Source organism: Propioniciclava tarda, assembly GCF_900182665.1.
In the GTDB taxonomy this organism is placed as follows: Bacteria; Actinomycetota; Actinomycetes; order Propionibacteriales; family Propionibacteriaceae; genus Propioniciclava; species Propioniciclava tarda.
Genome location: NZ_FXTL01000012.1, coordinates 59,267 through 83,297 on the forward strand (window position 1 = coordinate 59,267; position 24,031 = coordinate 83,297).

Sequence of the window (24,031 nt, forward strand, 5' to 3'; positions counted from 1 at the left end):
CACAATGGTGGCCGTGACGCCGATCGATGAGCCCGCTGCGGCCGAGCCTGCCCGGCTGACGCCGCTGCGCGGCGACGATCCGCCCAAGGTCGGCGACTTTGCCCTCGACGCCCGACTGACGGCGTCGGCGTCCGGCGTGGTCTACGTCGCGCACGACGACGAACAGCGCCAGGCCATGGTGCTGCTGCTGTCGGAGGGCGCGTCCGGCGACGCCGCCGCGCGCGACCGCCTCGCCGGCGCCGTGAACAAGATGCACATCGACACGGTCATCGCTCGCGGCGGCCAGGGGCAAGACGACGGACGCCTCGGGCGCAAGTTCCGCGCCGAGGACGACGATCCCGACTCGGGCAGCGTGGGCGCACCGCTGCCGACGTTGGCCCCCTGGGTGGCGCTGGCGTACGACGGGACAGCACGCGCGGCGTCCGAAGCGGATCGCCTGCTGGCCGAAGTCGACCTCTCGTGGCTGTCGACGCAGGGACGGCCGAGCGGCCCGGACTACCAGCACTACTGGATCGAGCAGGGCCGCCCGGGCATCTGGCGGCTGTGGCCGCTGCCGTGGCCCGGTCGCAAGGACCGGTCCGGGTGGCTGTCGATCCTGGCCTCGTGGCTGCTGATGATGCTGCTGATGCTGTTGGCCGTCCTGATCGCCATCCTGCTGTTCCAGAACGCGCCTCCGCAGCAGCCGCCGCCTCCGGTTCCTACGTCGGCGTCCGGCAGCGGCAGCGGCTCGCCGCCACCGGAGTCGAGCTCGGCGTCGCCGTCGACGGCGTCCGGTTCACCGGCCTCCCCCTCGACGTCGCCGACCGAGACCCCCTCGGGCGGACCGACGACGCAGAGCCGACTGTGATCTCACTCGTCGCCACCGACCTGGACGGCACATTGCTGGGCTCGGACGGGACGATTCCGCCGGCCAACGTCGCCGCGCTGCGCGAGGCCCACGCGGCCGGGGTGGCGATCGTCGTCGCTACCGGACGCCCCACGCGGTGGCTCGCCTGCCTGGAGCCGATCGCCGACCTGCATCCGCACGTGATCGCGAGCAACGGGGCCGTCCTCTACGACCTCGCCGCCGATCGGGTGCTCGCGGCGGCGGCCTTCGACCAGGCGAGCGTCGCTGAGCTGTCGGCGTCCGTGAAAGGGGCGCTCCCCCACGTCCGGTTCGGCCTGGAGCGCGGTGACCTGTTCGGGACCGAACCCGACTCGCCCTCCGATCACGCCTTCTTTCCGGGGGTGCTGCAGCTGCCGTTGGCTGAGCTGATCTCGCACATCTCGCCCGTCGTCAAACTGCTGGCCTACAGCCGCGACCTGGATTGCGACGCTCTCGCCGGGCAGATCGCCCGGGTGGTGGCAGACCGGGCCGTGGTCACGACGTCGCTGGTCCACGACCACTTCGGGATGGCCGAGCTCAGCGTGCCAGGGGTAACGAAGGCCCAGGCGTTGGCGGCCCTGTGCGCCGACCTGGGCGTCGCGGCGTCCGACGTCGTGGCATTCGGGGACATGCCGAACGACGCCGACATGCTGGGCTGGGCCGGGCACGGCTACGTGATGGGCGGGGGGCATCCGTCACTATTGGACCGCTTCCCCCGTGCGGGCTCTGCGGACGCCGGAGGCGTCGGATCGGTGCTGCGTCGCCTGCTCGCCGACGCCTGACCACCAACCATCGTTGTGCGTTCCTTCACTCGCCCTGTGCACACTTCTGTGCACAGGCTGTGGATGTCTTGGGGGTGACCAGTCGTGGCCTGTGAGGTGTCCTGTTGACAACAAAATACAGCGCTGTGTTTCGCTCCAGGCACTTGCGCACCTAGTCAAAGGCAGATTAGAAAGAGGGCACCGCAGCAGGCCGGGCGAACCGACAGGAAAGCCAGGGCTGAAGTGAAGCCGAGGGAGACTGGCCGAAAGGCCCGCCACCCGACAGCATCGCTCCAGGTGGAAGGCTCGCAGCGGGGCACCATCTCGGTGTCGGTCTCTCGCCTTCGGGGCAACTCGAGGGGGGCCTGCGGGTGACGCGCAGACCAGGTCGACGCATCGGGCGGTGCAGATCGGAATCGTCACCAGCTTCCCGATCGACCCGAAGGGCCCCCGCACCTCATACGTGCAGGGGCCCTTCACCTTGGTAGTGAGTCAGCCGTTCTGCCGGGCTGCTCGCCTTGGCCGGGACTCAGGCGTAGCCCAATTCGTCAAGCCGCTCGTCGTCGATACCGAAGAAGTGCGCCACCTCGTGGACCACAGTGATGTAGACCTCCTCGACCACGTCGGTTTCGGTGTCGCAGGCAGCCAAGATGTTGCGCCGGAAGATGTGGATGGTGTCGGGCAGGTAACCCGAATAGTCCATGCCGCGCTCGGTGAGGGGGATGCCGTCGTACAGGCCGAGCAGGTCGGGGTCGTCGGCGGGCGCATCGTCGTCCACCACGATCAGGCAGTTCTCGATCAGCGAGGACAGCTCGTCCGGGATGTCGTCCAGCGCCTGCTCGACCAACGCGGCGAACCGCTCTTCACTCATCGTGACCGGCATGGTGACAGCCTACGGACTCGAGCGCAGCGCCCTCCGCACTACGATCGCCGGGTGACGAACGACTTCTCGGTGCTCCCGGTGGTGCCGCCCGACGAGGGCGAGGTGCCCGACGGCGTCCGAACTGCAGTAGCCGGAGCGGCCACCATTTCCCGGGGAGTGTGGCTAGACCTCTTCGGGCACGTCGACTTCGCGCGCTCCCCCGAGGCGTGGCTGCACCGGATGACGCACAGGGTGTCGTACGATCGTCCGCTCCTCGTGGCTGTGGCGGGAGCCCGGGCCGACCTGGTCGGCCTGAAGGTCGACGACGTGTTGGGGTACGCCTACTACGACGTTCCCACGGCCGACAACCTGCACACCCTGGACGCCCTCGAGCTGGGCGTTCGGCCGTCCGCCCGCCGGCGCGGCGTCGGCTCGGCCCTCGTGGCCGCGGTCAAGGCGGACGCCGCGGCGCGCGGCAGGACACACGTCATGGGCTGGATGGACGCCCCGATCGCGGGCACTGACGAGACCGGGGCGCTCCGCTCCCGGACCGACCCCATCACGGCCCGCCCCACGGCCGGGAGTGCGTTCGCCCTCGCCCACGGCTTCGCGGTCGCCCAGATCGAGCGCTACAGCGTGCTCACCGTGCCAGCCGTTCTGGCGGACGCCGAGGTCGCGCCTGGCTATCGCCTCGAGGCGTGGATCGGACCGACGCCACCGCACCATCGCGCCGGCCTCGCGAGCCTGTGGACCGCGTTCGGCAACGATCAGCCTTTAGGCGACGTCGCGCTGGGCGAGGAGGCCTGGGACGCCGACCGCATCGCCGCGACCGAGGCCGCCTCTGCCGCGGTGTGTGAGCGCTGCACGGCGGTGGCGATTCACGAGGCGTCCGGGGAGGTCGTGGGCGCGTCCCAGCTCTTCCGCGATCTCGACAAGGACGAGGCGGCTACCCAGGGCGTGACCCAGGTGCTGCGGACCCACCGCGGCCACAGGCTCGGCCTGGCCCTCAAGCGGCACAACCTCCGCGTGGCGAAGGCCGGCTGGCCCGCGCTGGAACGAATCCACACCTGGAACGCAGGCGAGAACGACCACATGTGGCGCATCAACGAGGCCCTCGGCTACCAGACCCGAGCCGCCGAGATCTGCTGGCAATGGATCGCGCCCTCGGAGACGACCGACTGAGCGAACTGTCGGAGGCGTCCGCCATCGTTGCGGCATGTCCAGCCGCACCGACGCCCCGTTCGGGTCGTTGGGCGAGCGGGTGCAATCCCAGCGGCTCGGGGAGGTCAGTCGGACGCCGCGGGTGCGGCATGTGGTCGTCGACGGACGCCACCCCGGCGTCCTGGTCGAATGGCGACGAGAGGCGTCCGGCTGGGTTGGGCAGGTGGCCTACGTCCGAGACGGAGCCCTGATCGTCCAATCCATCCCGAGCGGACGACTGCGCCCGACGGGCGGGTGAGAGGAGCCCCGTGAGCGAACGTTGGTACGAAACATGGTCTTGGCGTGGGACCACCCACTTCACCTGGCCGCCCGGCTAGGCCGCTCGTGGGGGGTGCGGGGCTCGAACCCGCGACCCAGGGATTATGAGTCCCCTGCTCTGACCGGCTGAGCTAACCCCCCGCGTCGATGGGCCAGCCTAGTGCCCGCGAGTCGACGCCGGTGCGTGATCCGCCGAGGCACCTCGGTGAACCCGGGCCAACAAGAAAGGCGTCCGACTAGGTGTTTCACCCAATCTCGGACGCCTGCTGGTGGCTCCCCCGCCTGGACTCGAACCAGGAACCTGCGGATTAACAGTCCGACGCTCTGCCAATTGAGCTACAGGGGATCGCGCTCGCGCGAGAAGGAACGTTAGCAGAATCATGCCCGCTCGCCCAATCGAGGGCGCCGACTCGCACCGCCCCCACCGATGACCGCACCGCCCGCCACCGAGACGGATTCTCAGGCGCGTCCGGCGTCCAGGTAGGCGATCACAGCAGCGACGATGGCGCGCTCGGCGTCCGCCCGGTCGACGGTCGGGACGCCGTCACCGGCCTGCGGTCCGTAGCGTCCGAAGAAGCTATGCACGGCTCCGGGGATGACGACGAGCCGACTCCCGGCCGGCAGGCGATCCAGACCGCCGCGGACGGCGTCCGCCTTCGCGACGCCGTCGAGTTCGGCCTGCAGGCTCAGCGCCTTGAAGGACGCCGAGGTCAGCGAGTCCCCTTCGGCCGGGTAGGCGGCCATCAGGATCAGTCCCGACAGCTTGGCGGGGTTCTTCGCCGCGTACGAGGCGGCCATAGCGCCGCCCAGGGAGTGCCCGCCCAGCACCACCGGACGCCCCGCCGCGTACCGATCGATCAGCGCCGTCGCCCGATCGGTGCCCAGCACCGCCAGGTCGAGCGGCATCTCCGGGATGACGGTCTCGACGCCCCGGGCCGCCAGCGCGTGCCCGAGCCACTCGTACGCCTGGGGCCGGACCAGCCCGCCCGGGTAGAACACGAACAAGACGGACGCCTCGCCGGAGGCTGGCTTGATGTGCAGGACGCGTCCCCCGGCGTCGTCCAGCGTGACCTGCGCGGGGGCGTCCGGGTAGACGGCATCCTGGCCGACGACCAAGGGCGGACGGATCGCGATCAACTGGACGGCGTGGACGCCGTACCCCAGCGCGGCCGCGAGCAGCACTGCGATGAGGACCTTCAACCGGAAGCGACGCACGAGCGAACCCTAGCCTGCGTGGCGTCCGGCCGAACCGGCCCGCACACCCGCCGGACGCACCACACTGGGGCCATGGATGAACTGGTCGAGGTCACCTTGCCCGATGGCTGCGTGCAGGTCCCGTTCGGGGCACGCATCTCCACGCTGTTCGGCGGGCAGGGCGCCGGGGCGCCGGTGGCGGCCATCCTCAACGGGGAAACCGTGATGCTGTCGACGCGGATCACCGACCCCGCCACGATCATGCCGCTCTACCTGAGCGACCGCAGCGGCTACGCCGTCTACGCGCGGAGCCTGGCGTTCCTGCTCGTGCTGGCGGTGCGGGAGGTGTGGCCCGAGGCGACGGTCCTGATCGAGCACGCAATCAACAACGAGATCCGGGCGAGCATCACCAACGGCCACACCGTTACCGGCGAGGACATCGCTCGGGTGGACCACGCGATGCACACCCTGGTCGCGGCCGACCACCCGATCGAGCGCATCAAGGTGAAGAAGGACGAGGCGATCCGGATCTTCACCGAGGCCAACATGACCGACAAGCTGGCCGTGCTGCGCAGCGCCAACCGCAAGTACCTCACCCTGTACCGCTGCCTCGGCTACTACGACTACCTCTACGGCGCGCTCGTGCCGTCCACCGGCTACCTGCACACGTTCAAGCTGGTGCCGTTCAGCGACGGCGTCCTGCTGTTGCTGCCCGCCAAGCAGCCGCCGCACGAGGTCACCGAACTGACCGCCATCCCCAAGCTGCGGTCAGCGTTCGCCGAAACCGAGCGCTGGGCGCGCATCCTGCACGCCGGCAACGTGGGCGAGATCAACAGCGCGATCGCCGCGGACGCGGGCCGCGACATGGTGCTGGTGTCCGAGGCCCTGCACGAGAAGAAGATCAGCCAGATCGCGGACGCCATCCTGGCCGACCTGACGCAGACGCGGTTGGTGCTCATCGCGGGTCCGAGTTCGTCGGGCAAGACGACGTTCTCGCGGCGGCTGGCCATTCAGCTGCGGGTGCTCGGGCTGGAGCCGTTCACGATGTCGGCCGACGACTACTTCCTCGACCGCGAGCACACGCCGCGCGACGCGCAGGGCCGCTACGACTTCGAGGCGTTGACAGCGGTGGACGTCGAGGCTCTGAACCGTGATCTCGTCCGGGTGCTGGCCGGTGACGAGATCGAGCTGATCAGGTTCGACTTCGTGTCCGGGACGCGCGTCCAGACCGGACGCCGCTACCGGATGAGTTCCGACTCGATCCTCATCGTCGAAGGCATCCACGGGCTCAACGACGCGCTCACGCCGGCCATCCCCGAGTCCCACAAGTACCGGATCTACGCCAGCGCCCTCAATCCGCTCAACCTGGACAACCACACCAGCATCTACGTCTCGGACGTGCGGACGCTGAGGCGCATGGCACGGGACAACAGGACGCGTGGCGCGGACGCCGAGAAGACCCTGACCAGTTGGCCGTCGGTCCGGGCCGGCGAGGAGCGCAACATCTTCCCGTTCCAGGAGCGCGCGGACGTCATGTTCAACTCCTCCCTGCTCTACGAGTTGCACGCGCTGAAACGGCACGTCCAGCCGCTGCTCGAACAGGTCGATCGCGACTCGGCCGTCTACGGCGAGGCGTTGCGGATGCTCGACTTCCTGTCGTTCTTCACGCCGATAGCGGACACCTATATCCCGCAGAACTCCATCGTTCGAGAGTTCATCGGGGGCAGCTGTTTCGACTGAGTTCGCCCCCAACCCCGCCCGTCGCCGTCCTCCCGTATGACAATTCCTGCCCAGCGCCGCCCTGATCCAACTGGACGCCGCCCCGCGGGCCCTGCCCTACGCCCAGTCCTGCCGAGCGGCCTCGATGAGCAGCCGTGCGGCGTCGGCGACCTCGGGACGCTGCATGTCGACACCCTTGACGGGCTGGATGCTCCACTCGACGGCGTCGGAGCCCTCCCCGCCCAGGACGCGGCGTCCGATCAGGGTGCCGCGGGCGCTCGGACCCAGCACGACGTTCTGGCGGGCCACGATCGACTGCTCCACTCGCTCCCGGACGGCCTCCGGTAGGCGCAGGGGCTGCGTGACCGCCACGGTATTCAGCGCGTGCGGCCTGTCGACCGAGCGCCACATGAAGGTGCGCCCGCTGTCGTCCCAGCCGGCGGACAGGACGCGATGCCAGGGCGTGAACGTCCACGTGCCACCGGACAGGATCGCGAGGCGGTCGTCGAGGGCCAGGATGGCTCCAACGGGCGTCGGCGCCCAGGCGAGCACGCGCGGCAGCGCCCGCGGGCCGACCCCGACAGCCTCGGCCAACGCCGACCGGAGGGCGGTCGGCAGCGCGTGTCGGTCGAAGAGTCCCATGGCCGCATTCTGACACCCCGGACCCAACGCTCACGCCGCCTCCGGAACCCCGCGTCCGGTCCGCAGGTGGTCGAGCGCCTGATGCTCTCGCCGCCGCACCGTCGAGGCGCTCACGCCCAGCTCGGCACCCAGCTCGTCGTAGGTCATCGGACCGCGTCCCCGAAGCCCGTACAGGCGAACGATCAGCTCCCGGTCCGAGCGGGTCAGCAGGCGCAGGAGCCGCTGCACCGCCACGGCATCGGCGCCCTCGTCGTCATCGCGCAGCGCATGGAACTGCCAGTCCGCCGCGGTCGCCACCCGGATCGCCGGCACGTAGTCGATGAGCTCACCCACTTCGTCCACGGTGCGTCCGCACCGCGCCGCCACCTCGGCGACGCTCGGCTCGGCGGCCTTCTCGGCGGCCAGGGCATTGCGGGCAGCGAAGATCGCCGTCCACGCCTTGGCCCGCCGAACGGGCAGATCGACGCCCCCGCACCGCGTCACCGCAGCCTCGGTCACCCGCATCCGAATCCACGGCAGCGCGAACGTCGCGAACCTCGCCCCGCGCGCCGGGTTGTACCGACGCACGGCCTCGAGCAGGCCGAGGACGCCCTCCTGGAAGAGGTCGTCGATGTCGACCCCCGTGCGGGCGGCGACCGGGTGCGTCACCATCTGCACGAGCTTGAGGTTGGCCCGGACGAATCGGCCCCGGGCCACCTCGCCCCACGTCCGCAGCGTCTCGAGGTCGTCGCGCTCGTCGAGTCCGGCCCGACCGGCAGCCAGGGCCTCCGCGGCCAGCACGCCGGCGTCGATCTCGCGGCAGAGCCGCAGCTCCTCCTCGCCGGTCAGCACGGGCTCCGAGAAGGTCATGGCGTTGAAGGTGTTCATGGCCGCAACTCTTGGCCGTAGCCGCACCGTCCACCAGGGATCAGCGGGTTTTCCACAGCCCCCAGGTGTTGGCCGATTGTTGTCCTACTCCGTCCCGATGGCCTCGGCCTGGAGCTCGCGCCGTCGGGCCTCCAACTCGAGGAGCTTCGCGAAGCCGCGGTTGTAGGCGGCGGCATCGTCGACCGGGTTGGTGCGCTGTAGCCACGACTTGATGGCGTCGATGCGTCGGCTCACGGTGCCGTAGCGCAGGCGAGCCGAGTAGCGCGCGACATAGTCCGCGGACGCCTCGCGTTGCAGCACCTCGACCGACAGGGCCGCCACGAGCTGGTCTGCGACCGGATCGCCGAGGGCGTCCGCCAGCCGCTGCTGCCAGCCGGTCGAGCGATCCGCAAGGCCGGACGCCGCCTCGAACAGCCGCGCGTGGGTGGGGTGCTGGAAGTCCTCGGCGGTGATGTCGTTGAACGTGTCAGTGAAGGCGGTCGGCTCCTGGACGATCAGCCGCAGCGTCTCGCGCTCCACCTGCAGTCGTCGGTCGTGCGGATCGGGCAGCACGAGCATGGCCTGCTGACCGGACGTCGCCGCGGGCTCCGTCGCCAAGGGGGCCGGCGCGTCGGCCGGACGACGGTTGATGACCCGGGTGACCTCGACGCGCACCTCGGCGTCGTCCATGCCGACCATGCCGGCCAACTCGCGCAAGTAGCCCGACACCCGCGAGGCGTCCCGCACCGACGACACCAGGATCGCCGCCTCGCGGACGGCCGACAGCCGGCCCTCCACCCGGTCCAGATCGTGCTTGCCGACGATGTTGCGCATGACGAACCGGTACAGCGGCTGGCGGCGCGCGACCAGCTCGCGGACGGCGGCGTCCCCCTGCTGGATGCGGAGATCGCACGGATCGAGCCCCGACGGCTCGACCGCCACGTACGTCTGGGCGGCGAAGGTGGCGTCCTGGGCGAAGACCTTGAGCGCGGCGGCCTGGCCTGCGGCGTCCCCGTCGAAGGTGAAGATCATCTCGCCGGACGTGGCGTCCGCGGTCATCAGCCGGTGCAGCATCTTGCTGTGGTCGGGTCCGAAGGCCGTCCCGCAGGACGCGACCGCCGTCTCGACCCCCGCCAGATGACAGGCCATGACGTCGGTGTAACCCTCCACCACGACGGCCTGGTTGCGCTTGCCGATCGTGGTGCGGGCCAGGTCGAGCCCGTACAGCACGTGGCTCTTCTTGTAGACCGGAGTCTCGGGGGTGTTCAGGTACTTGGCCGGCATCCGGTCGTCGTCCAGCAGCCGACGCGCGCCGAAGCCCAGGGTGGTGCGGCCGGCGTCCCGGATGGGCCACAGCAGGCGGCCCTGGAAGAAGTCCCAGCCGCTCTCTCTGACGAGCCCCGCCTTGACCAGCTCGTCGCGGGTGAAGCCGCGCGCGAGCAGGTGATCGCGCAACGCCCGCCCGCTCGTCGGAGCGAAGCCGCAGCCGAACCGCTCGGCGGCGTCCCGGTCGAAACCTCGACCCGCGAGGAACTGGCGTCCGACGATGGCCTCAGCCGAGCCGAGGTGCTCGGCGTAGAACTCCTCGGCCGCCTTGTTCGCCTCGAAGATGCGCATGCGCAGCCCGGGCTCGACGCGAGGTCCCCCGACCCCGTCCTCGTACCGCAGCTGGACGCCGGCGCGATCGGCCAGCCACTCGACGGCTTCGGAGAAGCCCATGTTGTTGATCTCGCGCACGAAGTCGATGACGTCGCCGCCCTTGCCGCAGCCGAAGCAGTAGAAGAAGCCCTTCGCTGGGGTCACCCCGAAGCTGGGGGTCTTCTCGTCATGGAAGGGGCACAGACCCTTGAGTTGGCCCGAGCCGGCGTTGCGCAACGCCACGAAGGTGCCCACGATCTCGTCGATCCGAGAGCGGTCGCGGACGGTCGTGAGGTCCTCGTCGTTGATCCGTCCCGGCACATCGGCGAGTCTAACCGCCCCCCAGGGCCGCAGTAGGGTGAGCGCCATGACCGTGACGCTGGGCTGGGGCCTCGCGATCGCCCTCGTCGCGCTGCTCGCCATCGCGATCACGGCCGACCGGCTGGGCCATTTCGGTCTCGCGCGTCAGCAAGCGGTCGCGGCGGTGCGTGCCGTGGCGCAACTGGCGGTCGTCTCGCTCGTCGTGGCCGCCGCGGCCTCCACCGTCTGGGGCGCGCTCGCCTTCGCCGTCGTGATGTACGCCGTCGCGATCATCACCACCGCGCGGCGCACGGCCACCACCCATGCGTGGCCCTGGGTGTCATTGGCGCTCGCCCTCGGAGTCGTCCCGGTCGAGGTGGCGGTGTTCGCCTCCGGGGCCGCCCCGCTCTCGGGCATCGCCATCATCGCCCTGTGCGGCATCGTCATCGGCAACGCCATGACGGCCCACACCCTCGTGGGCCGTCGCTGCTTCGCCGAGCTCCGCTCGCAGCGGGGCGCCTACGAGGCCGGACTGTCGCTGGGTTTTGGCCGCTCGCGCAGCATCGGCCTCGTCCTCGACCCCGTGATCAAGGAAGCGCTCATCCCCAACCTCGACCAGACCAAGACCGTCGGTCTCGTGACGCTGCCGGGGGCGTTCATCGGCGTCCTGCTAGGCGGGGGCTCGCCGATCCAGGCGGGGGCGGCGCAGATCCTGGTGCTGCTCGGCATCATGGCTTGCCAGGCGGTCGTTGTTCTGGTCGCGACCCGCCTCATGCGTGCCGGACGCCTCCTGCCCGACGACCTCAAGCTCAGCCTGCACCGCTGATCGCGCGGACGGCGTCCGCGGAGAGCCGGTGCTCCATCAGCACCACCTGATAGGGGTTCCAGGTCGACAGCGTGTAACGCAGCACGATGGCTGAGCCCTCCCGGCGGGCGTCGAACAGGTAGGGCGCGTAGGCGGCCCCCGTCATCGTCTTCTGGGCACCGAACATCGCGTCCCCCACCGGATCATCGCGGTGATGCGCCCTGATGAACCTGGAGGCCTCGTCGTGATACGACTTGCCGCTCAGCTCCCAGTCGAACAGGCGGCGGCGCGGCGACCACGGCCCCCAGGGCTGCCGCGCGGACCGCAAGGTCACGCCCTTTCCGACCGGGTCCTCGGGACCGTCCATCGCCAGCAGCACGTAGGCGTCCAGCTCGTCCACCCAGCGCACCGAGACCTCGCCGAAGGCGCCGAGGACGACGGCCGCGGCGTCCGACTCGTGCGGCGACCAGCGCGGCGTCCCGTCCGATCGCAATCCGGACCAATAGCGGACGCCGACCTGCGGGCGCGTCCAGGGTGATTCCCCGGCGAGCGCGCCAAGAAGCGCGGGCGAGGTCAGGTCGAACTCGGCCAGGCGCAGGTCGTCGGCTCGATAGCTGCCGCTCCCCCACACGTAGAGCCGGCCGCCCCGGACCTGGACGGACACGTTGACGAAAAAGCGGTCGCTGAACGTCGCCACCTTGGCGAACGAGATCGGACGCCGACGCGCGGCCCCGCTGATCGGCAGGTCCGGGTCGAGCGCCCGGGTGAGCAGCGAGCGGCCCATCACCTGATGCCGCTGGAAATGGTGCGACGAGAAGAAGCAGTAGAGCTCGCCGTCGAGGGAGAAGGCGTCCAGCGGCACGTCGTACTCGCGGCTGGTCGCGGCTCCCCCGACGATGCGCAGGGGCGTCCCGTGCAGGGTCACGCCCGGGAGGCCGCCGCGAGGGCCGGCCGGGGTGAGCTCCCCCATGGCGTCCCGGGTGGCGCGGGTGCGGGCCGTCCAGTGGGTGTCCCCGAACAGCAGGAAGGAGCGTCCGGCGTGATCGAAGCGGACGCCAAGATCCGTCCCGCGGACGCCCGAGCGGCTCTCTGACGCCGACAGGGTCACGTCCGGCGCCGAGGGCTGACTGTCACGCTCGCCGGTCACCTGGGCCAGTTTGATCGACGGACGATCCTCGACCTCGAACCCGTCGTCGGGATGGAACCGCAGGCACGACGCGCGGACCCAGCGCTGCCGCCCACCCCACTCCTGGCGATGCCACTGGTAGACCGAGGCGCCCTCCTGCACGAGCGCCTGCAGCCAGCCCTCCCCACCCGGGTCGAACGTCGGCAGGGCCAGCGCGCCGTCGCCGCCCGGGAGGGCCGAGAGCACGTTCCCGATGGCGGGGAGGCCGGCGAGGGTGGTCCGGGCGATCGCGACCGCGACGGCACCGGGGGGTCCCGTCCAGCCGTCGGCGGAGTCCGGTTGGGCCCCGACGGGCACCGCGGCGTCGCCCAGCCGCCGCCAGCGGCGTCCGGGATCGTCGAACGATCTCACGTAGCGAGCGATCCGTGGCCCGTCCGCGGTGTTCTCCGGGACGTCGACCAGCAGGTCGCCGGGCTGGCGCAGAGTCCCCCGGGCCTGGCGGATAGTGCCGGGGCCCGCTGCGGCGTCCGAGATGAGCTCCCCGCGGACCCACGGCCGGTCCGGACGCGTCTGGTCGCGGTGATAGTGGAATAGCCGCGCGCCGTCGGGGCTCAGGACGACGGCCTCGAGGCGACGCACCCGAGCTAGGCTGCGCAGCCGCCGATCGGCCGGAACGGTCCCTTGCAGGAGGCTCCGGGGCCCCATGACCGGCAACCTCACGCGCCGCGCCCGATGCCGCGCGGCAGCCGGGACGACTCCCAGCCCAGGAACTCCTCCGCGCGGTCGAACGCGAACCGGTCGGTCATGCCACCGACGTACGTGACCGCCGCGCGCACGAGGTCGTCTCCGTGCAGGTCCGGCGAGGCGTCGGGCAGCAGGTCCGGACGCCCCGCGTAGTACTCGACCAGCCCGTGCAGCACCTCGATCACCGCCCGGGCCTGGGCGAGTGAGTCCGGACGCGTGTAGATCCGCTCGTAGTTGAACCGGCGCAAGGCGGCGAGCGCGGACGCCGCACCGGCGTCCATCCCCACGACGCCGGTGCGCGCGGTCGTGGCGACCACGGCGCGGATGAACGTCGCCAGCTGTTCGCGGCGCGTGCCGCCGGCGATCTCCACGACCTCGGCGGGCAGCTCGGCCGGGGTCACAATGCCCGCGCGGATGGCGTCCTCGAGGTCGTGCGCGCAGTAGGCGATCCGGTCGGCCCAGGAGACGATCTCGCCCTCGACCGTCGTCGGTGCAGGCCGCGACCACGAGTGATTCCGGATGCCGTCGAGCGTCTCGGCGCACAGGTTGAGGCCCGCGAGGGTCACGTCCGCGCCCCAGGGGCCGTGGTCGAAGCCCTCGGTGATGAACGCGTCGAAGGCCTCCTCGGACGCGTGCCCGCCCGGACCGTGACCGCAGTCGTGCCCGAGCGCGATCGCGTCCGCGAGCGTGACGTTGACCCCGATCCCCCGGGCGATCGACGTCGCCACCTGGGCGACCTCGACGGCGTGGGTCAGCCGCGTCCGTTGGTGGTCGCGCGGGTAGACGACGACTTGGGTCTTGCCGGCGAGGCGGCGGAAGGCGGCCGAGTGCACGATCCGGTCCCTATCCCGCTCGAAGCAGGTGCGCTCGGCGTCCGGCTCCTCCTCGACGGCGCGGTAACCAGCGCCGGACGCCAGCGCGGCACCGGGGCGCAGCGTCGCGGCCTCCCACTCCTCGCGCGCGAGGCGTCCGATCGGCTCGGTCAGCCCGACCCGGGCGTCGGAGTCCGCGTGCGCGCGTACCAGGGCATCCTGGCTGAGCGAGTGACCCCGCATGGTCTCCGCCCAGGCCACCGCACGGGGGTTCACCGCTTCTGTCATGGCCATATCATGGCCGACAACGAACGGCCCCCACCTGGCGGCGCACCTTGAGTAGTCAGCGAGAACCCATGACCGATCAGTCCGGCAACACCCCGTCGAACTCGACCCCCGATCCCCAGGGCCAAGGCCACGCCTACACCCCTCCAGCCGGGTCGGCTCCGGGATACCAGGCCCCCGTCAGCCTGCCTCCCCAAGCCCCGTACGGAGGCCAGTCGCCCTATGCGTCGGCGCCGCAGTCACCGCAGCAGGCGTCGCCGTACGGTGCGCAGCCGCCCTACGGCGCTCAATCCCCCTACGTCCAGCAAGCCCAGCAGCCCTACCCGGGTGGGTACGCCCAGCACCCCCAGAGCGCGTACCAGCAGGCACCTCAGCCGTACCCGTATGGCTACGCGGCTCAGCCGCCGGCCTCCTACCAGCGCCCACAGCAGCGCTCGAGCCTGTTGGGCTTGATCGCCTTGGCCGTCGTGGCGGTGACGGCGATCGTTGGAGTGGTGCTTGCCTTCAATTTCGGGCATGCGTTGTCCAGCGTGCTGATCGCGACCGGCATCGACCCGACTGATCCCAACGCGGCCCAGCAACTCCAGGACAACCCGGCCTTCCGGCAGTTCGCCCTCAGCAACGCAGGTGCCGTGAACGGCATCGGCTTCGCTTCCTTGGCGGGCATCGCCGGCTGGGTCGTCGGGATCGTTGCCGCCGCCACGCGTCGAGGTCGCCTGTGGGGAATCGTCGCGATCATCCTCGGGATCCTCGCGCCCGTCGCCATGATCGCTGCGATGGTCGTGGGCATGATGCCCGCCCTGGGCTGACCTCAGCCGCCGGACACGTCACTCTCGGCCGCCGACAGGTCCTCGTCGCCGAGGGTCTGGGAGTCCAGCCAGCCGTAGGGGCAGGTGACCTTCTCCCTTGGGGTGCCCTGACGCCCGCGGGGCGTGCCCAGCTCGCCCGCGGGGAACGGCTCGTCGGCGTCCAGCTTCGCCAGCTGGGCGTCCAGGTCGGCGAAGGAGGACACCAGGCCCAGCGCTGCGCGGATCTCTCCCCCGATCGGGAAGCCCTTGAAGTACCAGGCCATGTGCTTGCGCAGATCGGTCAGCCCCCAGCGTTCGCCGTGCAGCTCGGCGAGCAGCTCAGCGTGCCGGCGCACCATGGACGCCACCTCGCCGAGGGTCGGTAGCGGCCGCGGCTCGCGTCCGGCGAAGGCGTCCGCGAGGTCGCCGAACAGCCACGGACGGCCGAGGCAGCCGCGTCCGATGACCACGCCCGCGCAGCCGGTTCGGTCCATCATCGCCAGAGCATCGGACGCCTCCCAGATGTCCCCGTTGCCCAGAACCGGGATGGTGACGGACGCCGCCAGCTGCCCGATCGTCTCCCACCGCGCCTGCCCCGAGTAGGCCTGCGCGACCGTCCGGGCATGCAGCGCGATCGCCGCCACGCCCGCCTGCTCCGCGATCCGTCCGGCGTCCAGGTAGGTCAGGTGGTCGTCGTCGATGCCCATCCGGGTCTTCATCGTCACTGGGACGCCGTAGGCGTCCGCCGCTTGGACCGTCTTGGTCAGAATGGACGCCAAGCGGTCCCGCTTCCAGGGCAGGACGCCGCCGCCCCCGCGTCGCGTCACCTTCGGCACCGGGCAGCCGAAGTTCAGGTCGATGTGGGCCACGCCGAACTCGGCGCAAAGGATGCGCGCCGCCTCGGCCACCACGTCCGCGTCCACGCCGTAGAGCTGCACCGAGCGAACGGTTTCGTTCGGTGCGAACCGCAGCATCGCGAACGTCTTGGGGTTGCGCTCCACGACGCCCCGCGAGGTGATCATTTCGCAGACGTACAGCCCGGCCCCCTGTTCGGCGCAGAGCTGGCGGTAGGCGGGGTTGGTGATGCCCGCCATCGGCGCAAGGACGACCGGGGTCTCGACCGTGACGGCTCCACCGCTCGGCGCGGAAAGAACCAAGGGACTGGCGGGCACAAGCATCCTTCGGGGTCTGGAAAGGTCCCAGCCTATTGCGGCCGCGCAGGGACGCGAACGTCGGCCGCCGGCTCGTTCGGCCGACGCCCCTACACTGGCTGAGCGATCGGCCGGACGCACGGCCCGACTTCGAAGGATGCACGATGGCCCAGTCAGGCTGGTACGACGACCCCGACGGCACCCCCGGACGCCTCCGGTACTGGGACGGCACGCAGTGGACGCACAACACCATGGCCAAGCCGTCGGCGACCCCGGGGCCGGATCAGACCTCCGTCCTGCCTCCCGCCGTCGCGCCCAACCAGACCGCCGTCCTGCCTCCGGTCCAGCCCGCCCCGCAGACCGGGTTCCCGGGCTCGTACGGCCCGCAGGCCACGGGCCAGCCCGCCGCCCCTGGCACGGGCTACGGCCCCTACGTGCCCGGCCAGCCCTATCCGTCCGGAGCTTCGACCTACGGCTCAGTGCCACCCAAGTCACCCCGCAAGGGGCTCCGAGCCACCGCCGTCCTGGGCGTCTTGGCACTGCTCGTCGGCCTGGGCTTCGGGGTGAACGCCCTCACGAAGTCCAACACCACGGCCACACCGACCACGACCACGTCGAAGGCGCCGGCGTCCATGCCGTCGACGTTCCCGACGGTGACGATGCCGACGGTCACGGTGCCGGGCAAGACGGTTGCGCCGACGATCCCCGACTCCAGCCCGGACGCTGGTGGCTGCCCGGCGCCGGCCAAGGGCGACCTGACCGACGGAGTCATCACCGTGACGATGCCGAGCACCTGGGCCGAGGACCTCGACACCGACATCTCGTGGGCTGACTGCTTCACCCTGGGCGGCCGCACGGTCACCAAGGGATGGCAGACCTCGGCGCTCGTCGCCACCGTGCCCGCCGACGGCTCCACGACCGAACAGACCGCCGCGGACGTCTGGGCCTGGAACGTGAAGTCCAACTACGGCAGCGGCAACAGCGTCACGTCCGCCACGGTCGCCAAGTCAGAAGCGGTGACCATCGGCACCCACAAGGGCTTCAAGGTCACGGGCCAGGTCAAGATCAAGGGCCTGGCAGGGGTGACCGGCGACGACGTGGCGATCCTGGTGCTCGACAACCCGGACAAGACCCAGTCGATCCTGCTGACCGCGGCCACCATCGACGACGCCGCCAGCACGGCCGACGTGGCCGCGATCTGGGCCTCGCTCAAGGTCAAGTAGCGAGGCCCGCCAGCCCCGAAGGGGTCAGCAGCCGATCAGCCTGGCCCCGAGGTAGGACGCCACCTGGTCGAGCGCCACGCGCTCCTGCGACATCGTGTCCCGCTCGCGGATCGTGACCGCCTGATCCTCGAGGGTGTCGAAGTCGACCGTGATGCAGTACGGCGTCCCGATCTCGTCCTGGCGGCGGTAGCGGCGCCCGATGGCCTGCGCGTCATCGAACTCGACGTTCCACAACTTCCGCAGGGACGCCGCGAGGTCACGTGCCTTGGGCGAGAGCGCCTCGTTGCGCGACAGTGGCAAGACTGCCGCCTTGACGGGCGCGAGCCGGGGATCGAGGCGCAGCACCGTTCGCTTGTCGACTCCGCCCTTGGTGTTGGGGGCCTCGTCCTCGACGTACGCCTCGACCAGGAAAGCCATCAACGACCGCGTGAGGCCGGCCGCAGGCTCGATGACGTACGGCGTGTAGCGACGGTTCTCGGCCTGATCGAAGTAGGACAGGTCGGTGCCCGAGTGCTGGCTGTGGGTCGACAGGTCGAAGTCGGTGCGGTTGGCGATGCCCTCGAGCTCGCCCCAGTCACCGCCGGCGAAGCCGAACTTGTACTCGATGTCGACCGTGCGCTTGGAGTAGTGGCTCAACTTCTCGGCCGGGTGCTCGTAGTGCCGCAGGTTCTCGCGGGCGATGCCGAGGTCGACGTACCAGTCGGTGCGGGCATCGATCCAGTGCTGGTGCCAGTCCTCGTCCGTGCCGGGCTCGCAGAAGAACTCCATCTCCATCTGCTCGAACTCGCGCGTCCGGAAGATGAAGTTGCCCGGCGTGATCTCGTTGCGGAAGCTCTTGCCGACCTGCCCGATGCCGAACGGCACTTTCATGCGCGCCGACTGCTGCACGTTGGCGAAGTTCACGAAGATGCCCTGGGCCGTCTCCGGACGCAGGTAGTGCAGACCCGACTCGTCCTCGATGGGCCCGAGGTAGGTCTTCAGCATCATGTTGAAGTCACGAGGCTCGGTCCAGGAGCCGCGGACGCCGCAGTTGGGGCAGGCGATCTCGGTCAGCGCGACGGTGTCGGCGTCCTCGATGCCTTTCTTCGACGCGAACTCCTCCTGGAGCGTGTCGGCGCGGAACCGCTTGTGGCAGGAGGTGCACTCGGTGAGCGGATCGGTGAAGACGCCCACGTGCCCGGACGCCACCCACGTCTGCCGCGGCAGGATGATCGAGGAGTCGATGCCGACCACGTCGTCGCGTCCGCGGACCACCGCAGCCCACCACTGGCGCTTGATGTTCTCCTTGAGCTCGACGCCGTAGGGGCCGTAGTCCCAGGCGGCACGGGTGCCGCCGTAGATCTCGCCGCACGGGTACACGAAGCCCCGTCGCTTGCAGAGACTGATGACGTTGTCGAGCTTGCTGGCCACTGAATCCTCCTCAGGCTGCGGATGCCCGGCTGGCATCCTTTGGTCGCAGGGACGCAGCCTAGTGGCATTTGATCGCGGCCCAGGCCGACCCCTGGTCGCGGTAACTCGCGTCCAGCCAACGACTCGGTGCCGGTGGTCTACCCGAGCAAGACCACCCTGGCACCCGGGGAGACGGCGACGCTGAGCTAGTCGCTCTGGCGCGAGTACCACCCCACGACCGGTGGGCGGATGGGGTTCAACGTCCCCAACCTCGTCATCGGCCCGCCGGGCTGCGCCTGATCAACCGCCGCGTGGCAGGTTGGCGCCGACGGCGTCCGGACTCGCGTAGGCGCCCGGCTCGTCGATCGCGAGCAACAGCAGCGGCGTCAGGATCATCTTCGCCTCGTAGCCGCTGAACGCCCGCCGGTAGGAGCCGACGTCCGCCCACCGCGAGATCAGGGCCCACAGCTGAGGATCGTCGAGGTTGCGCACCAGATCGGACGCCTCACACCCCGGACGCGTCGCGTAGAAGTCGGACGCCGCCCGCGCGGCCACGACGAAGCCCGGTTCGGCCTCGGGTTCGACGCGAAAGCGGGTCACGGCTAGCACGGTCCTACCCTAGCGACCCGTCCGATCGGGCGATCCCGTGCGCGGCGCCGGGCTCGGTAGGCTGAGGCACGTGACGACTTCCGTTCAGCCCCGCCGGACGCGCCAGCGCGCCGCCGTGGCCGACGCGCTCGCCGAGTCGCCCGGCTTCCGCACCGCCCAACAGGTTCATGACCTGCTCGTCGAGCGAAACCAGCGGGTCGCGCTCGCCACCGTCTATCGCACGCTGCAGTCGCTGGCCGAGTCGGGCGAGGTCGATTCGATCCGGACGCCGGATGGCCAGTCCGCCTATCGCTCCTGCTCCCAGGGACACACGCACCATCACCACCTGATCTGCAGCACCTGCGGGCACACCGTCGAGATCGAGCTGGGCAGCTTCGAGGGGCTGCTGGCGGGCATCGCGCACTCCCACGGCTTCACCGCTGTCGCGCACGAGCTTGAGCTGTTCGGCACCTGCGCCGACTGCGCCAGGTAACTCGCGCGTCGGCGTCCGAACGAACAACGGCGGGCCGCCGAAGCGGTCCCGCCGTTGCATGATCCCGATCCGATCAGACGCCCGGTTCCTTGGTGATGTCGATCTTGGCCGCCTCCGCGACCGCGTTCACCTTCGGCTGAGCCGTCTCCAGATCTGACGCCGCCAGCGCCTTCGCCCCGTCGGAGGACTTGCCGCTGAAGCCGCGCATGATCAGACCGATGAAGCTCGGCTTGCCGCGCTTCTTGCTGACCACGTCGAACGCCACGGCGGCCAGCAGCACCAGGCCCTTGATGAGCAGGATGCGGTTCTGGTCGACGGACATGTTGGCCAGGCCGAGGTTGAGCACGCCCATGACGAGACCACCGGTCATGGCCCCGATCACCGTGCCCACGCCGCCGGTGACGGCCGCGCCGCCGATGAAGCAGGCCGCGATGGCGTCCAGCTCGAAGTTGGTGCCGTCCTTGGGGTTGGCCGCGTTCAGGTAGGCCGTGAAGACCATGCCCGCGATCGCGGCCAGGAAGGCCATGTTGACCATCACGAAGAAGTCGACCTTCTTGGCGTCGACGCCGGACAGGTCGGCCGCATGCCGTCCGCGGTGACCGGGAGGCCAACATGAGTTCGATCGATGCACGACCTCCCGCGATGATGGATGTCGCCGACCACGGTGAGCGCGATCGAGACCGCCGCCCGAACCGCCGGCTACACCGCCATCGTCGGGGTGCACGCAGATCCCAGCCCCTCCGAGGTGATGGACAGCATGTACGCGTTCGTCGAGCACGGCGTCCAGGGCATCGCGGTGGTGACCCCGCGCCGCGAGACGGCCGAGATCGCCCTGGCCAAGGCCCACGGCATCCCCGTCGTCCTCATCGGCGGGCTGCCGCAGTCGGCCGCCCCCGCCAACCGAGTGATCGTCGACCAGACCCTCGGTGGGCGACTGGCGACCGAGTTCCTCGTCGAGCGCGGCTGCTGACGCATCGCCCACGTCTCGGGACCCGTGGGTTGGTTCGATGCGGATTGCCGGGTGGACGGCTGGCGGGAAGCTCTCGCCGCGGCCGGACTTCAGCCCCACGACCTCATCGTCGGCGACTGGAGCGCCCCGCGCGGCTATGAGATCGGGCAGGCCTGGGACAAACGCCGCCTGCCGGACGCCATCTTCTGCGCCAACGACCTCACCGCGGTGGGCCTGCTTGCAGCGTTCCGGGAACGTCGGATCCGCGTCCCCGAGAACGTCTCGGTGGTGGGCTTCGACGACCTCCCCACCGCCGCCTACCTGCATCCGGCGCTGACCACGGTCCGGCAGCCCCTAGAACAGGTGGGCGAGCTCTGCGTGCAGGTACTGCTGTCGGCCATCTCGGGCGAAAGTCCGTCGCTCCAGGCGCTGCCGCCCACGCTGGTTGTCCGCCACAGCACGCGCTGAGCGACCGCCTCCCGGGGCGTCCCGACACCGGGTGCGAGAATGGCCGGCGTGCCGACCTACCGCGACGAGGGAGTGGTCCTGCGCACCCACAAGCTGGGCGAGGCGGACCGCATCATCACCCTGCTCTCACAGCGCCACGGCAAGGTTCGGGCGGTCGCCCGCGGCGTCCGCCGCACGTCGTCGAAGTTCGGGGCGCGCCTGGAGCCCTTCTCCCACGTCGACCTGCAGTTCGCCACCGGACGCACCCTCGACGTGATCACCGAGGCGGTGACGATCCGTCCCTACTCGGAGCCGCTGACCGGCGACTACCCCGGTTTCACGGCGGGCCAGGTGATGCTGGAGACGGCCGATCGACTCGTCTCCGAGGAGGGCCAGCCAAGTGTGAGGCAGTTCAAGCTGCTCGTCGGGGGGTTGCACGCCCTGACCCACGGCACCAGCGACGGACGGCGTCCGTCGACGATGATCATGGACTCGTACCTGATCCGAGCCGTCGCGGCCGCTGGCTTCGCCCCGGCGCTCACCGACTGCGCCGTCTGCGGCGCGGCTGGGCCCCACGAGTCCTTCAGCCCGTCGTCCGGCGGCAGCGTCTGCCGGACGTGTCGTCCGCCCGGCTCGGGCCTCTTCACTGGCGCCACCCTCGACTACCTCCAGGCGCTCATCACGGGCGACTGGCCCGCCACCCGGGACGCCTCCGAGCCGACGCAACGACAGGCGTCCGGACTGCTCGCCGCCTTCGTCGCCTGGCACCTGGACCGCGGCCTGCGCTCGCTCGACTACGTCGTTCGCTGACGGACGCCGCCGCCGCGGCCCGCTGGCGTGCGCATTTGCGGGCCCCGCCGAACGAGGACGCGCGGGCGGGTTTAGTATCCGATTCGTGACCTTTTCGCCACCTCGCCCGCATCCAAGCGGTGCGCGCCCGCCCGCGATCCCGGCGCGGCTGGTGCCCCGGCACGTCGCCATCGTCATGGACGGCAACGGACGCTGGGCCAAGGAGCGCGGACTCCCCCGCACCGAGGGCCACGCGCGCGGCGAGGCGTCCCTGCTGGACGTGATCCACGGTGCGATCGAGGTCGGCGTCAAGTACCTGAGCGCCTACGCGTTCTCCACCGAGAACTGGAAGCGCTCCCCCGACGAGGTCCGCTACCTGATGGGCTTCAACCGCGACGTGATCCATCGGCGGCGCGACGAGCTCAATGACCTCGGCGTCCGGATCCGCTGGGCGGGCCGTTATCCGAAGCTGTGGAAGAGCGTCGTCCGCGAGCTCGAAGAGGCCGAGCGGATGAGCGCCGGCAACGACGTGATCACGCTGCAGTTCTGCGTCAACTACGGCGGGCGCGCCGAGATCGTGGACGCCGCGCGCGAGCTCGCGCGCCTCGCCAGAGCCGGACGCCTCGATCCCGAGAAGATCACCGAAGCGTCCTTCGCTCGCCACCTCGACGAGCCGGACATCCCCGACGTCGACCTCTTCGTGCGCAGCTCCGGCGAGCAGCGCACCTCGAACTTCCTGCTGTGGCAGTCGGCGTACGCCGAGCTGGTGTTCCTGGACCGGCTCTGGCCGGACTTCGACCGCCGAGATCTGTGGCACGCGATCGAGCTGTACGCCGGACGCGACCGCCGCTACGGGGGCGCCCTGCCCAACGCCGTGGGGCCGCGATGACCGCGAGCCACCCGTCGACGACGTCACCGCTGCTCCTCGGGGAGCCCATCGACGTGTCCGTGGACGCCCACCCGCGCGCGGCTGACCAGGTCATCTCGGCCGTGCTGGCCGAGATTGACCGCCTCGAACGCATCTTCGACCCCGACGACCCCGCCAGCGAGCTCTCGCAGTGGAAGGCGTCCGATCAGGAGGAGTCCGCGGTCTCGCCCGAGCTGGGACGGGTGCTCGCGGCGTCCGAACGGTTCTGGGTCTTCTCCCGCGGGGCCTTCCATCCGGGCTCCGCCGCCTTGGTGCGGCGTTGGCAGCGGGCCGAGGCGGAAGGGACCCTGCCGACGGCGTCCGAGATGAGGCAACTGGCCGCCGCCCTGGAGCTTCCGTACACCGCGGTGAACGGACCCATCCGCCGCACGGGCGACTGCTCCCAGGTCGACCTCAGTTCGATCGCCCGCGGCTACATCCTCGATCGGGCCATGCAGGTCGGCTGGCGCCTGGGGCTGGCGTCCTCCATCCGCCTGGACGCGGGTGGCGACCAGCGCCATCAGGGCAGCGGCGGCGTTCTGGTGCCTCTGCTGAACCTCTTCGCCGAACCCGGGGACTCCGAGCCGCTCGAGGTCGTGCACCTGCGGGACGCCGCCCTCACGCGCTCCTCGCGCCTGCGCGGCGGCTTCCAGGTCGGCGATCGCCGACTCCGCGACATCATCGACCCGCGGACCGGCTGGCCCAACGACGACATCGTGGCGGTGGCGACCCTGGCGCCCGAGGCGATGACCGCGGACGCACTGGCGACCGTGATCGGCGTCGGCTGGGGGTCGTCCGTGGCGCAGGTGCCCTCGTGCGAGTGGATCGTCGTCCACGCGGACGGACGCGTGGTCAAGTCCGAGGGCTGGCCGCGCGTCGGTGGCTGCAGCAGCGCGTCCTAGACGCGGTCGCTAGCGGCTGATGGCCCGCACGCTGTTGTTGCGCGCCTCGTGGGTGAGCTCGACCAGCCCCCAGCAGCTCCAGCAGCGGGGGCAGGTACATGCCGGGCCGTCCTCGGTAGCCTTGCGGAGCCCGTAGAAACCCCGACCGGGTTGGCCTCGTCGCGGCCGAACGCCTCGACGGTGCCGGGCGCGGCGGGCTTGTTCTCGTCAGCCGCGCCGAGCGGAACCCAGTCGCCCTGCGCGACGAGCCACGCGTGCAGGTCGTCGATCGCCCGGGCTTGGTAGCTGAGCTTGGTGGAGCCGACTGGCAGTGCCGCGTCTCGCCAT

The 24,031-nt window shown here is 70.5% G+C and carries 26 protein-coding genes and 2 tRNA genes; 14 read left to right on the forward strand and 14 right to left on the reverse strand.

The genetic code is table 11. The annotated features are described in order from the left end of the window. Positions 1 to 13 precede the first annotated feature (13 nt). Entirely contained in the window at positions 14 to 847 is an 834-nt protein-coding gene (locus FN821_RS14295) for a hypothetical protein (RefSeq protein WP_165489325.1), read from the forward strand. Further along, positions 844 to 1,647, forward strand: a complete 804-nt coding sequence (locus tag FN821_RS14300; RefSeq protein WP_165489324.1) for an HAD family hydrolase — start codon at positions 844 to 846, stop codon at positions 1,645 to 1,647. The genes FN821_RS14295 and FN821_RS14300 overlap by 4 nt, the downstream gene beginning before the upstream one ends. 508 nt (positions 1,648 to 2,155) lie before the next feature. Here the strand turns inward: FN821_RS14300 and FN821_RS09875 are convergent. Further along, on the reverse strand, positions 2,156 to 2,509 hold the full coding sequence (locus FN821_RS09875; RefSeq protein ID WP_131172424.1) for a metallopeptidase family protein: 354 nt from the start codon (positions 2,507 to 2,509) through the stop codon (positions 2,156 to 2,158). Positions 2,510 to 2,560: 51 nt separating this feature from the next. On the opposite strand from FN821_RS09875, the gene FN821_RS09880 reads away from it, so the two are divergent. Next, on the forward strand, positions 2,561 to 3,670 hold the full coding sequence (locus FN821_RS09880) for a GNAT family N-acetyltransferase (RefSeq protein ID WP_131172423.1): 1,110 nt from the start codon (positions 2,561 to 2,563) through the stop codon (positions 3,668 to 3,670). 34 nt (positions 3,671 to 3,704) lie between these two features. Further along, positions 3,705 to 3,947, forward strand: coding sequence for a hypothetical protein (locus FN821_RS09885; RefSeq protein ID WP_131172422.1), 243 nt, complete (start codon positions 3,705 to 3,707; stop codon positions 3,945 to 3,947). A gap of 87 nt (positions 3,948 to 4,034) precedes the next feature. Here FN821_RS09885 and FN821_RS09890 read toward each other — a convergent pair. The 3 genes from FN821_RS09890 to FN821_RS09900 all read right to left on the reverse strand — a co-directional run bounded on the left by FN821_RS09890 (position 4,035) and on the right by FN821_RS09900 (position 5,182). Further along, positions 4,035 to 4,108 (reverse strand) — tRNA-Ile (locus FN821_RS09890). 129 nt (positions 4,109 to 4,237) lie between these two features. Next, positions 4,238 to 4,313 (reverse strand) — tRNA-Asn (locus FN821_RS09895). Positions 4,314 to 4,426: 113 nt separating this feature from the next. Then, positions 4,427 to 5,182, reverse strand: coding sequence for an alpha/beta fold hydrolase (locus FN821_RS09900; RefSeq protein WP_206662077.1), 756 nt, complete (start codon positions 5,180 to 5,182; stop codon positions 4,427 to 4,429). Between the two features lie 72 nt (positions 5,183 to 5,254). Here FN821_RS09900 and FN821_RS09905 point away from each other — a divergent pair, with 72 nt between their 5' ends. After that, on the forward strand, positions 5,255 to 6,901 hold the full coding sequence (locus tag FN821_RS09905) for a nucleoside kinase (RefSeq protein WP_131172421.1): 1,647 nt from the start codon (positions 5,255 to 5,257) through the stop codon (positions 6,899 to 6,901). A 96-nt stretch (positions 6,902 to 6,997) separates the two neighbouring features. Here the strand turns inward: FN821_RS09905 and FN821_RS09910 are convergent, their stop codons facing one another. The 3 genes from FN821_RS09910 to dnaG all read right to left on the reverse strand — a co-directional run bounded on the left by FN821_RS09910 (position 6,998) and on the right by dnaG (position 10,375). After that, positions 6,998 to 7,522 carry a hypothetical protein gene (locus FN821_RS09910; protein ID WP_131172420.1) on the reverse strand — a complete coding sequence of 175 codons (525 nt, stop codon included), beginning with the start codon at positions 7,520 to 7,522 and terminating at the stop codon, positions 6,998 to 7,000. Positions 7,523 to 7,552: 30 nt separating this feature from the next. Beyond that, positions 7,553 to 8,389 carry a sigma-70 family RNA polymerase sigma factor gene (locus FN821_RS09915; protein WP_131172419.1) on the reverse strand — a complete coding sequence of 279 codons (837 nt, stop codon included), beginning with the start codon at positions 8,387 to 8,389 and terminating at the stop codon, positions 7,553 to 7,555. A gap of 84 nt (positions 8,390 to 8,473) precedes the next feature. Continuing rightward, positions 8,474 to 10,375 carry a DNA primase gene (gene dnaG / locus FN821_RS09920; protein WP_206662076.1) on the reverse strand — a complete coding sequence of 634 codons (1,902 nt, stop codon included), beginning with the start codon at positions 10,373 to 10,375 and terminating at the stop codon, positions 8,474 to 8,476. On the opposite strand from dnaG, the gene FN821_RS09925 reads away from it, so the two are divergent. Next, a complete protein-coding gene (locus tag FN821_RS09925) occupies positions 10,374 to 11,132 on the forward strand; it encodes an ABC transporter permease (protein ID WP_131172418.1) in 759 nt (252 codons plus the stop codon). The two genes, dnaG and FN821_RS09925, sit on opposite strands and share 2 nt — an antisense overlap. Here FN821_RS09925 and FN821_RS09930 read toward each other — a convergent pair. Beyond that, positions 11,116 to 12,876, reverse strand: coding sequence for a DUF4185 domain-containing protein (locus FN821_RS09930; protein WP_165489323.1), 1,761 nt, complete (start codon positions 12,874 to 12,876; stop codon positions 11,116 to 11,118). The two genes, FN821_RS09925 and FN821_RS09930, sit on opposite strands and share 17 nt — an antisense overlap. A gap of 77 nt (positions 12,877 to 12,953) precedes the next feature. Next, on the reverse strand, positions 12,954 to 14,036 hold the full coding sequence (locus tag FN821_RS09935) for an HD domain-containing protein (protein WP_421958051.1): 1,083 nt from the start codon (positions 14,034 to 14,036) through the stop codon (positions 12,954 to 12,956). 113 nt (positions 14,037 to 14,149) lie between these two features. On the opposite strand from FN821_RS09935, the gene FN821_RS09940 reads away from it, so the two are divergent. Beyond that, positions 14,150 to 14,887 carry a DUF4064 domain-containing protein gene (locus FN821_RS09940; protein ID WP_131172415.1) on the forward strand — a complete coding sequence of 246 codons (738 nt, stop codon included), beginning with the start codon at positions 14,150 to 14,152 and terminating at the stop codon, positions 14,885 to 14,887. Positions 14,888 to 14,889: 2 nt separating this feature from the next. Here FN821_RS09940 and dusB read toward each other — a convergent pair whose 3' ends face one another. Beyond that, on the reverse strand, positions 14,890 to 16,044 hold the full coding sequence (gene dusB, locus FN821_RS09945) for a tRNA dihydrouridine synthase DusB (protein ID WP_131172414.1): 1,155 nt from the start codon (positions 16,042 to 16,044) through the stop codon (positions 14,890 to 14,892). 137 nt (positions 16,045 to 16,181) lie between these two features. On the opposite strand from dusB, the gene FN821_RS14510 reads away from it, so the two are divergent. Continuing rightward, positions 16,182 to 17,240, forward strand: coding sequence for a DUF2510 domain-containing protein (locus FN821_RS14510; RefSeq protein WP_206662075.1), 1,059 nt, complete (start codon positions 16,182 to 16,184; stop codon positions 17,238 to 17,240). A 24-nt stretch (positions 17,241 to 17,264) separates the two neighbouring features. On the opposite strand, the gene FN821_RS09955 is transcribed toward FN821_RS14510, so the two are convergent. Then, entirely contained in the window at positions 17,265 to 18,686 is a 1,422-nt protein-coding gene (locus FN821_RS09955; protein WP_131172413.1) for a glycine--tRNA ligase, read from the reverse strand. A 243-nt stretch (positions 18,687 to 18,929) separates the two neighbouring features. After that, positions 18,930 to 19,229, reverse strand: coding sequence for an antibiotic biosynthesis monooxygenase family protein (locus FN821_RS09960; protein ID WP_241660196.1), 300 nt, complete (start codon positions 19,227 to 19,229; stop codon positions 18,930 to 18,932). Between the two features lie 79 nt (positions 19,230 to 19,308). Between FN821_RS09960 and FN821_RS09965 the strand changes: the two genes are divergently transcribed. After that, the gene (locus FN821_RS09965) at positions 19,309 to 19,710 is read left to right on the forward strand and encodes a Fur family transcriptional regulator (protein ID WP_131172411.1); all 402 of its coding nucleotides are present in this window, start codon (positions 19,309 to 19,311) and stop codon (positions 19,708 to 19,710) included. A 73-nt stretch (positions 19,711 to 19,783) separates the two neighbouring features. Here the strand turns inward: FN821_RS09965 and FN821_RS14705 are convergent, their stop codons facing one another. Next, positions 19,784 to 20,341 carry an ABC transporter permease subunit gene (locus tag FN821_RS14705; RefSeq protein ID WP_241660195.1) on the reverse strand — a complete coding sequence of 186 codons (558 nt, stop codon included), beginning with the start codon at positions 20,339 to 20,341 and terminating at the stop codon, positions 19,784 to 19,786. Positions 20,342 to 20,359: 18 nt separating this feature from the next. Between FN821_RS14705 and FN821_RS14710 the strand changes: the two genes are divergently transcribed. The 5 genes from FN821_RS14710 to FN821_RS09990 all read left to right on the forward strand — a co-directional run bounded on the left by FN821_RS14710 (position 20,360) and on the right by FN821_RS09990 (position 23,704). Then, on the forward strand, positions 20,360 to 20,680 hold the full coding sequence (locus FN821_RS14710; RefSeq protein ID WP_241660194.1) for a type 1 periplasmic-binding domain-containing protein: 321 nt from the start codon (positions 20,360 to 20,362) through the stop codon (positions 20,678 to 20,680). A 24-nt stretch (positions 20,681 to 20,704) separates the two neighbouring features. Then, on the forward strand, positions 20,705 to 21,127 hold the full coding sequence (locus FN821_RS09975; protein ID WP_338324585.1) for a substrate-binding domain-containing protein: 423 nt from the start codon (positions 20,705 to 20,707) through the stop codon (positions 21,125 to 21,127). Between the two features lie 48 nt (positions 21,128 to 21,175). Beyond that, positions 21,176 to 21,916 carry a DNA repair protein RecO gene (gene recO, locus FN821_RS09980; RefSeq protein WP_131172409.1) on the forward strand — a complete coding sequence of 247 codons (741 nt, stop codon included), beginning with the start codon at positions 21,176 to 21,178 and terminating at the stop codon, positions 21,914 to 21,916. 85 nt (positions 21,917 to 22,001) lie between these two features. After that, positions 22,002 to 22,784: an isoprenyl transferase gene (locus FN821_RS09985; protein ID WP_241660193.1), complete on the forward strand. Its 783-nt coding sequence runs from the start codon at positions 22,002 to 22,004 to the stop codon at positions 22,782 to 22,784. Continuing rightward, complete coding sequence (locus FN821_RS09990; RefSeq protein WP_131172407.1) at positions 22,781 to 23,704, forward strand: FAD:protein FMN transferase; 924 nt, start codon at positions 22,781 to 22,783, stop codon at positions 23,702 to 23,704. The genes FN821_RS09985 and FN821_RS09990 overlap by 4 nt, the downstream gene beginning before the upstream one ends. On the opposite strand, the gene FN821_RS15050 is transcribed toward FN821_RS09990, so the two are convergent. Continuing rightward, entirely contained in the window at positions 23,701 to 24,015 is a 315-nt protein-coding gene (locus FN821_RS15050) for a DUF6855 family protein (RefSeq protein ID WP_425326754.1), read from the reverse strand. The genes FN821_RS09990 and FN821_RS15050 overlap by 4 nt on opposite strands. Between the last annotated feature and the right edge of the window lie 16 nt (positions 24,016 to 24,031).